Source organism: Nocardioides sp. (assembly GCF_051876515.1).
Classification (GTDB): Bacteria; Actinomycetota; Actinomycetes; order Propionibacteriales; family Nocardioidaceae; genus Nocardioides.
Window position 1 is genome coordinate 1 of record NZ_JBJEHY010000152.1, and the last position, 9,105, is coordinate 9,105.

General features: G+C 72.8%; 8 protein-coding genes. 7 read left to right on the plus strand and 1 reads right to left on the minus strand.

Features of this window, described 5'->3' with window-relative positions:
* From ACI379_RS11615 to ACI379_RS11635, 5 genes are all read left to right on the plus strand, one after another.
* On the plus strand, nt 1-313 hold a 313-nt coding region (locus ACI379_RS11615; protein WP_439792248.1), incomplete at its 5' end, for a hypothetical protein.
* 79 nt (nt 314-392) lie between these two features.
* A complete protein-coding gene (gene purL, locus ACI379_RS11620; protein ID WP_439792249.1) occupies nt 393-2,693 on the plus strand; it encodes a phosphoribosylformylglycinamidine synthase subunit PurL in 2,301 nt (766 codons plus the stop codon).
* A 160-nt stretch (nt 2,694-2,853) separates the two neighbouring features.
* Entirely contained in the window at nt 2,854-4,254 is a 1,401-nt protein-coding gene (locus ACI379_RS11625) for an FAD/NAD(P)-binding protein (RefSeq protein WP_439792250.1), read from the plus strand.
* Nucleotides 4,255-4,402: 148 nt separating this feature from the next.
* Nucleotides 4,403-6,022 carry a M28 family metallopeptidase gene (locus tag ACI379_RS11630; protein WP_439792251.1) on the plus strand — a complete coding sequence of 540 codons (1,620 nt, stop codon included), beginning with the start codon at nt 4,403-4,405 and terminating at the stop codon, nt 6,020-6,022.
* Between the two features lie 32 nt (nt 6,023-6,054).
* Nucleotides 6,055-6,816 carry an alpha/beta hydrolase gene (locus ACI379_RS11635; protein WP_439792252.1) on the plus strand — a complete coding sequence of 254 codons (762 nt, stop codon included), beginning with the start codon at nt 6,055-6,057 and terminating at the stop codon, nt 6,814-6,816.
* On the opposite strand, the gene ACI379_RS11640 is transcribed toward ACI379_RS11635, so the two are convergent.
* Nucleotides 6,806-8,059, minus strand: a complete 1,254-nt coding sequence (locus ACI379_RS11640; protein WP_439792253.1) for an MFS transporter — start codon at nt 8,057-8,059, stop codon at nt 6,806-6,808. The two genes, ACI379_RS11635 and ACI379_RS11640, sit on opposite strands and share 11 nt — an antisense overlap.
* An 80-nt stretch (nt 8,060-8,139) precedes the next feature.
* Between ACI379_RS11640 and ACI379_RS11645 the strand changes: the two genes are divergently transcribed.
* Together ACI379_RS11645 and ACI379_RS11650 are read left to right on the plus strand one after the other, a co-directional pair.
* Complete coding sequence (locus ACI379_RS11645) at nt 8,140-8,502, plus strand: sterol carrier family protein (protein ID WP_439792254.1); 363 nt, start codon at nt 8,140-8,142, stop codon at nt 8,500-8,502.
* On the plus strand, nt 8,499-9,105 hold a 607-nt coding region (locus tag ACI379_RS11650; protein WP_439792255.1), incomplete at its 3' end, for an NAD(P)-dependent oxidoreductase. The genes ACI379_RS11645 and ACI379_RS11650, both read left to right, overlap by 4 nt.

Here is a 9,105-nt window from a genome sequence, read left to right on the forward strand (position 1 = left end):
TGGGGGTCCGCGGGTGCTGCGGCCCACGACCACGACGGCACCTCCCTCCAAGGCGGAGGCCCAGGACAAGGCCCGCCGCGACAAGCTGCAGGAGAAGATCCGCGAGAAGGCGACCCTGGTGACCGCCCACGCCCCCCTCGGTGGGGAGGAGGCGGCGGCTGCCGCAGCGGCCGCGACCGTGGCCGAGAGTCGGGAGGCCGAGGCCGCGGCCAAGCAGGAGGAGAAGGACGCCAAGCGGGCGCTGCTCGAGGAGCGCCGCGCCGCCCGTGCGGCCCGTCGCGCGGCCCGGGAGAACGCGGTGGCCGACGCCTGAGGGGGCGTCTGCCGCGTACGGCTGTCCGTCGGGCCGCTCCGACTCCGCCGGACGCCGTGGGCAACGGTAGATTGGCCCCGTGCCTGAGACCTCTGCCGAGCAGCCCCAGACCGAGCAGTCCCAGCGTTCCGCGCTCGACACCGTCGCCGTCGCGGCGGGCGACCCCGACCGCGAGCAGCCGTGGGCCGATCTCGGCCTCAAGGAGGACGAGTACGCCCGGATCCGCGAGATCCTCGGGCGCCGCCCCACCTCGAGCGAGCTGGCGATGTACTCCGTCATGTGGTCGGAGCACTGCTCGTACAAGTCGACCAAGGTGCACCTCAAGCAGTTCGGTGAGATCCCGCAGGAGACCAAGGCCGGCAAGATGCTCGCCGGCATCGGTGAGAACGCGGGCGTCATCGACATCGGTCACGGCTACGCGGTGACGTTCAAGGTCGAGTCGCACAACCACCCGTCGTTCGTGGAGCCGTACCAGGGTGCCGCGACCGGCATCGGTGGCATCGTCCGCGACATCCTCGCCATGGGCGCCCGCCCGGTCGCCGTCGTCGACCCGCTGCGCTTCGGCCCGCTCGACGAGCCCGACACCCACCGTGTGCTGCCCGGGATCGTGGCCGGCGTCGGCGGGTACGGCAACTGCCTCGGACTGCCCAACATCGGCGGCGAGGCCGTCTTCGACGCCACGTACCTCGGCAACCCGCTCGTCAACGCCGGCGCGATCGGCGTCCTGCGCCACGAGGACCTCCACCTCGCCAACGCCTCGGGCACCGGCAACCAGGTGATCCTGTACGGCGCCCGCACCGGAGGCGACGGCATCGGCGGCGTCTCGGTGCTCGCCTCGGAGACCTTCGACGAGGGCGGCCCGGCCAAGCGCCCGTCGGTGCAGGTCGGCGACCCGTTCATGGAGAAGCTGCTCATCGAGTGCACCCTGGAGCTGTTCGCGGCCGACCTGGTCGCCGGCATCCAGGACCTCGGCGGTGCCGGGCTCTCGTGCGCCACCTCCGAGCTGGCCTCGGCCGGCGACGGCGGCATGCACGTCGAGCTCGACCGGGTGCCCCTGCGCGACTCGACGCTGGCTCCCGAGGAGATCCTCATGAGCGAGTCGCAGGAGCGGATGATGGCGGTCGTCGAGCCCGCCAACGTCGAGAAGTTCATGGAGATCTGCCGCAAGTGGGACGTCGAGGCCGTCGTCATCGGCGAGGTCACCGCCAGCGGCCGCCTCGAGATCGACTGGCACGGTGAGCGCGTCGTCGACGTGCCGCCCGCCTCGGTCGCCCACGACGGCCCCGTGTACGAGCGCCCGTACGCCCGCCCCAAGTGGCAGGACGCCCTGCAGGCCGACGGCGCCGAGCGCCTCGCCCGTCCGTCCACCGGTGCGGCGCTCAAGGAGACGCTGCTCCAGCTGGTCGCCAGCCCCAACCTGTGCGACAAGGCGTGGATCACCGACCAGTACGACCGCTACGTCCGCGGCAACACCGTGATCGCGCAGCCGGACAACTCCGGCATGATCCGCGTCGACGAGGACACCAACCTCGGCGTCTCCATCTCCACCGACTGCAACGGCCGCTTCGCCAAGCTCGACCCGTACACGGGTGCGCAGCTCGCGCTGGTGGAGTCGTACCGCAACGTCGCCACCGGCGGTGCCGTGCCGATGGCCGTCTCCGACTGCCTGAACTTCGGCTCGCCGGAGGACCCGGGCGTCATGTGGCAGTTCGCGGAGGCGTGCCGCGGCCTCAAGGACGCCTGCCTCGAGCTCGGCGTCCCGGTCACCGGCGGCAACGTCAGCCTCTACAACCAGACCGGCGAGACGGCGATCCTGCCGACGCCGGTGGTCGCGGTCCTCGGTGTCATCGAGGACGTCACCCGGCACACGCCGACCGGTTTCCAGGCGGCGGGCGAGCGGGTCTTCCTGCTCGGCACCACCCGCGAGGAGCTGTCCGGCTCGGAGTGGGCCCACGTCGTCCACGGCCACCTCGGCGGGCAGCCGCCGAAGGTCGACCTGGCCGCCGAGGCCGCCCTGGCCGACCTGCTCGTCGCGGGCGTCGGCACGCTGACCTCCGCCCAGGACCTCTCCGACGGTGGTCTGGCGCAGGTGCTGGCCGAGTCGTCCTTCCGTCACGGCGTCGGTGTGGCGGTGGCGCTCGACCAGGTGCACCCCGACCCGTTCGTCGCACTCTTCGCGGAGTCCACGGCCCGCGTCGTGGTGACGGTGGCCGACGCGGACGCCGACGCGCTCGTCGCGCTGGCCCACACCCACGGCGTGCCCGTGACCGCGCTGGGTCGTACGGGTGGCGACGCGATCGTGGTCGAGGGCCAGTTCGAGGTGCCGGTCGCCGAGGCCAAGGCCGCCTGGCAGGCGACCCTCCCGGCTGCGCTGGGCTGAGGCGCGCAATCGCCGCGGCGCGCTGGCTTGTTCCCGCGATGCCCCGGAAAGTTTGGTCACCCGCTAAAGTCCACTAAATAGTGAGACTTACGTTGATGAGGGTGGTCGGGATGACGCTTCCAGTGGGCACGGGCGGGCTTCGATGTCGGGCAGGTGGGCGATGAGGATCGTCGTGGTCGGGTCCGGCGCCGCCGGATCCCTGGTCGTCACCTCCCTGGCCCGCCGCCTCGCGGCACCCGGTTCGGGCGGACCCGTCGAGGTCGTCCTCGTCGATCCCGCTGCCGGACCGGTCCGCGGCGCCGCGTTTGGCACCCTCGACCGGCGCCACCTGCTCAACGTCCCGGCAGCCGGCATGTCGTACGACCCCGACGACCGCTTCGACTTCGTGCACTGGTGCGTCGACCAGGGCCTCATCGTCGACGACAACGAGGGGACGTACTGGTTCGCGCCGCGCCTGGAGTGGGCCCGCTACCTGCGCCAACGCTTCGACCGCGACGTCGCCCGCGCCGGCGACAAGCTGTCCGTGCGCCAGGTCCACGCCCGCGCCACCGGCGTGGACCGCCGCGGCCGCGGCGTCGTCGTGACCACCGAGACGGGCGAGGAGATCGTCGCCGACCAGACGGTGCTCGCTGTCGGCCTGCCCGCGGTGGGCGAGGACTGGGCGCCGCACGGCACCCCCGAGAGCCCGCGGTACGTCGCCGACCCGTGGGTGGCCGACTCCTTCGCCGCGGTGCTGCAGGGCGAGAAGGACGTCGTCGTGGTCGGCGCCGGCCTCACCATGGTCGACGTCGCGCTCTCCGTGCTGGCCAGCCACCCCGAACGCCGCGTCGTCGCCGTCTCCCGCACCGGGGCCGTCCCCAAGGCCCACGCGCCCGAGTACCTCGGTGAGGTCGTCCCCAACGTCACCTCCTGGGGCAGCACCATCGCCGAGATCAACGCGGCTGCCCGCGCCCACGTCTCGGCCGTCGCCCAGCTGCAGGGCAACTGGCGCCCCGGCATCGACGGCATCCGCTACCGCGTGGCCGAGGTCTGGGGCCGCCTCGACGACGACCAGAAGGGCATCTTCCTGCGCGACGTCCTGCGCTCGTGGAACGTCCGCCGCCACCGGATGGCGCCCACCTCGGCCGAGGTCGTCGAGGACGCCCTGGCCTCCGGGCGGCTCGAGGTACGGGCGATGACGGTCGCCGACGTCGCGTTCGGGACCGACCAGGTGACCGTGACCGGTGAGGACGGCAGCACCGTCACCGGCGGCTGGCTGGTCAACTGCACCGGCCCCCGCGAGGACGTCCGCACCCTGGGCAACCAGGTCATCGACTCCGTCCTCGGCCTCGACGGCAGCCAGGCCCTCGGCGCCACCGACGTCCACGGCCTGGGCGTACGGACCCTCAACGGCCAGCTGCTCGACCCGGCCGGGCAGGCGGTGCCGGTGTGGACGTTGGGAGCCCTTCGCCGCGGCGAGCTGTGGGAGTCCACGGCCGTCCCGGAGATCCGGCAGCAGGCCCAGGACCTGGCCCGCTCGCTGCTCGCGTACGAGGAGACGGTCGCCCGGCGTACGGCCTGAGCCCACGGTGGTTCCTCGAGGGATTGACACCGCAGTTAGCGTCGAAGGGCCTGGGGTGGTGTGGGGGACGTCCGACAGTGGAGGTCCTGAGATGCTCGGTGCATCAGGAACGAGAACACGAATCAGCTCACGACGAGTGAGTGGGACGGTGGCTGCCCTGGCCACGGTCGTCGCCACCCTGGCCGTGGCGGTCACCCCCGCCGAGGCCGAGCGCGAGTCGACACGCGGCGGGCACGGCGACTCCCGCTGCGACCGCGTCAACAACTCGACGGGCAAGCTGCTGCAGTGCGTCACCCTCAAGGGCTCGCTGGAGCACGCGAAGGCGCTGCAGAGGATCGCCGACGACAACGACGGCAACCGCGCGCTCGGCACCCCGGGGTACGACGCCTCCGCGGCGTACGTGGCGGCGAAGCTGAAGCGGGCCGGGTACAAGGTCAGCACCCACGAGTTCACCGTGAACGACTGGAAGATCGTGCGCCCCTCCACCCTGGAGCAGACGGCGCCGACGCCGACCACGTACGTCGAGGACGTGGACTTCGCCCCCACCGACCAGAGCCCCGCCGGTGAGGTCACCGCCGCCGTCACGCCCGTCGACGTCGCGCTCGGCGCGGGCAACACGTCCTCCAGCGGGTGCGAGGCCTCGGACTTCGCGGGCTTCCCCGCCGGCAACATCGCCCTGATCCAGCGCGGCACCTGCACGTTCGAGCTCAAGGGCGAGAACGCCAGCGCCGCGGGTGCCTCCGCGATCGTCTTCTTCAACCAGGGCAACACCTCCAGCCCCGACCGCACCGGCATCCCCGGCGTCACGCTCGGCAACGGGTACGAGGGGGTCCCCGCCGTGGGCGCCACCTACGCCCTCGGTGCCGCGCTCAGCCAGGCGGCCGGGCTGGCCATGCACGTCGACGTCGGCGTCGAGCGGACGCCGCTCAAGTCGACCAACGTCATCGCCGACTCACGTCGCGGCAACCCCGACCAGGTCGTCATGGCCGGCGCCCACCTCGACTCCGTGGCCGAGGGGCCGGGCATCAACGACAACGGCTCCGGCACCGCGGCCCTGCTGGAGGTCGCCGAGGCGCTCGGCAAGTACGGCAACGCCGGCCGCGGGCACGGCAAGGCGACGGTGAAGGGCCACCGGGGCAAGCACAAGGCCAAGGGTGGACCCGCCAACGCCTACCGGTTCGCGTTCTGGGGCGCTGAGGAGGCCGGCCTCGTCGGCTCCAACGCGTACGTCGCCGACCTGGTCGCCGACGCCCCGGCCGAGCTGGACCGGATCGCGATGTACCTGAACTTCGACATGGTCGCCTCGCCCAACTACGGGCTGTTCATCTACGACGGCGACGGTTCGGGCTTCGGCCTCCAGGGCCCGCCCGGGTCGGACCACATCGAGGCCACGTTCGAGCGGTTCTTCGCCGCCAAGGGCGTGCCGTCCGAGCCGACCGAGTTCAGCGGCCGTTCCGACTACCAGGCGTTCATCAACAACGGCATCCCCGCCGGCGGTCTCTTCACCGGGGCCGAGGGCGTCAAGACGGCCGAGCAGGCGGCGAAGTGGGGCGGCACCGCGGGTGCCTGGTACGACGCCTGCTACCACGCGGCCTGCGACACGATCGACAACCTCTCCCACGAGGCGCTGGCGATCAACGCGAAGGCGATCGCGTCCACGATGTTCGCCTACCTCACCGCCAAGGACCTGTTCGGCACCCAGCCGGTGACCAAGCGCAAGGTCCCGCAGCGGAAGTGGACGGGCTTGCACGGGGTCCGCGTCAGGTGACCGCCGCACCCGGCCGCCCCTAGGGTGGCCGGGTGGGTTCACCGACGACGTACGCGTACGGGGTGCACCCGGACCAGTGGGTCCGGGTGCACCTGCCGTCCGAGCGGGCTCCGCGGGGCGTGGTGGTCGTGCTGCACGGTGGGTTCTGGAAGGCCGCGTACGGCGCGGAGTGGGCGGAGCCGTTGAGCGCCGATCTGGCCGCCCGGGGTTGGGCGGCCGTCACCGTCGAGTACCGCCGCGTGGGTGGCGGCGGGGGCTTCCCGGAGACGCTCGACGACGTGCACGCGGCGCTCGCCCTGCTCGCGGACCCTGAGCGGGGCCCCGGGCTCGACCTGGGAGGGCTCGTCGTGCTGGGGCACTCCGCCGGCGGGCACCTGGCGGCCTGGGCCGAGGCGCGGCACCGGGCGGGGGACGGCCGCTGGACGGGCGGGCCGGAGGTCGCGCACGTCGTGAGTCAGGCCGGTGTCCTCGACCTCGCGGCTGCCTGGGGCGACGGGTTGGGCGGCGACGCGGTGGAGGCGTTCCTGGGCGGCTCCCCGGCGGAGGCGGACGCGGCGTACCGGGCGGCGGACCCGACGTGGTTGCTGCCGCCGCGCGTGCCGGTGTCCGTGCTGCACGCCCGCGACGACGACGAGGTGCCGTTCGCGCAGGCCGAGGCGTACACGGCCCGGGTGCTCGCCTCGGGCGGCACGGCGCGTCTGGTCGAGGTTGGCGGCGGGCACTACGACCTCGTCGACGTGACCACCCCGGCGTGGGCCGCGGTCGTCGACGTGCTCGCCTCCCTCAGCCGCTGACGTCCGCGTCGACGAGGGTGCGCCACCGGTCGGGTCGCGGCACGGTGCGTACGGACCTCGAGCAGGTGAGCAGCAGGGCCAGCGCGAACGTCGCCACCACCAGCGCCGTCATCGCGACGTGCCCACCGAAGTGCTCGAGCAGGTACCCGCCGACGAGTGGGGAGAGCGGCATCAGGGCCATCACCAGGAAGCGGCTCGCCGAGGACGCGCGCCCCTGCATCTCCGGCGGTGTGATCGCCATCCGGTACGCGCTGATGCCGGAGTTGCCGATGGGGTTGAGCAGCAGCACGCCGAACATGCACAGCGCCACCACCCACGGCTCGTCGAACCAGATCAGCGGCACCATCGGCAGCGCGCACCACCACGACACCGAGACGGCGAGCAGTCCCGTGGGCGCACGTTCGATGACGCGCGGGGCCACGATCGACCCGATGATGCCGCCGGCAGCCATCGCCAGGGTGACCGTGCCGATCGCGACGGGTGGCTCGTCGTTCTTGACCATGCGCAGGATGAGGACGAACAGGGCGGCGTTGGCGACCAGGTTGACCAGGGCGGCCCACACGAGCAGCACCCGGAAGAAGGCGCGGCCCATGATGAAGCGGATCCCCGCCACCAGGTCCGCCCACCAGCTGCCGACGTCGCGGTCCGGTCCGCCGGCGGCCGCCAGCGGCGTACGGATCCTCCCGACCGTGAACCAGACCGCCAGGTAGGTGACGGCGTCGACGGCGAACGGCAGCCACCTGGCCAGGGAGAACAGCGCGCCGCCCAACGGGCCGCCGATCAGCCCCGCCACGTGGGTGCGCGCCTGGTTCTGGCTGAGCGCGACCGGCAGCTCCTCGTCGCTGACGACGCTGCGCAGAGCGGAGACCTGCGCGGGTTCGTACAGCCCGGCCGCGAGTCCCGCGACGAGGGCGACCGCGGTCAGGTGCAGCAGGGTGAGGGCGTCGAGGACGCCCGCCAGCGCCAGCGTGCCGAACAGGGCGGCGCCGACCAGCGAGGTCGTCCGCATGACACGGCCGCGGTGCACCCGGTCGACGAGGACGCCGGCCGGCAGCAGGGCCGCGACGGTGCCGAGGAGGTACAGCGACTCCACCCACGAGGCCGCGACGGCGGACCCCGTCACGGCGAACGTGACGAGGGGGAAGGTGAAGAGTGTGAGGCGCGTCCCGAGTTCGCTGGCAGTGTCTCCGACCCACAGGACGGTGAAATCGCGGTTTCGGGCCAGCTCCCGATAACCGGCCATGAGGTCGAACGTAGTCGCAGAGGGGGCCGCTTGGGGAGAGGTGATCTCGTGTTCCTCGGAGCCGACGTACGCTCACAGGCGTGCCCGCCCGACTCCGCCCCTCCGCTCCGAGTGAGGTCTCGGCCGCCCTGACGGCCTCGCCCCGGGAGCGCTCCGACACCAAGCTGCTCGTGAAGCACTTCCTGGCCGTGCTGGCCGAGCGGGCGCCCGGCGCCAGCGTGGAGGTGCGGATCCCGCCGTACGCGGCGGCCCAGGTGATCGCGGGGGTCCGGCACACCCGCGGCACGCCGCCCGCCGTGGTGGAGATGGACGCCGACACCTGGATCGCTCTCGCGACGGGGGCGACGACGTGGGACGAGGCGAACGCCTCCGGGGCCGTACGGGCCAGCGGCGAGCGCACCGACCTGTCGCCCCACCTTCCCCTCGGCGGGGGTGCGCGATGAGCGGTGAGGTGATGGTCGTCGTGCCCACGGCCGAGCTGGCTGAGGCGGTCGGGCCGGTCGACGGGGCCGTGATCGAGGTCTGGGACGGCGACGGTCCGCCACCGGAGGGCGCCACGCTGTGGGTGGCGCCGTACATGACGCACGGAGGTGTGATCCGACGAACCGCCGAGCTCAGCGAGCTGCGGGTGGTGCAGCTGCAGTCGGCCGGGTACGAGGGCGTGCCGGAGCACATCCCGTCCGGGGTGCTGCTCTGCAACGGCTCCGGGGTGCACGACGACGCGACCGCGGAGCACGCGGTCGGGCTGGTCCTCGCCTCACTGCGCGGCATCCCCGAGGCCGTACGCGCGGCTGAGCAGGGCCGCTGGGTGCGGATGCCGGGTCGACGGTCGCTGGCCGACTCCAGGGTCATGGTGCTCGGGTACGGCTCCATCGGCCGCGCCGTGGCGGAGCGGCTGGTGCCGATGAAGGCGTCGGTCGTGGCCGTCGCGAGCCGGGCCCGTGCCGGGGACGGCGTGGTCGAGGAGGTCCACGGCGTCGACGAGCTCGGCGCCCTGCTGCCGCAGGTGGACGTGGTCGTGGTGCTGACCCCGCTGAGTGACGCGA

Bases quoted from the DNA above. Each gene is read 5' to 3' on its own strand.
- ACI379_RS11625 (WP_439792250.1), top strand. From the start codon at position 2,854: ATGAGGATCGTCGTGGTCGGGTCCGGCGCCGCCGGATCCCTGGTCGTC.
- ACI379_RS11640 (WP_439792253.1), bottom strand. From the start codon at position 8,059: ATGGCCGGTTATCGGGAGCTGGCCCGAAACCGCGATTTCACCGTCCTG.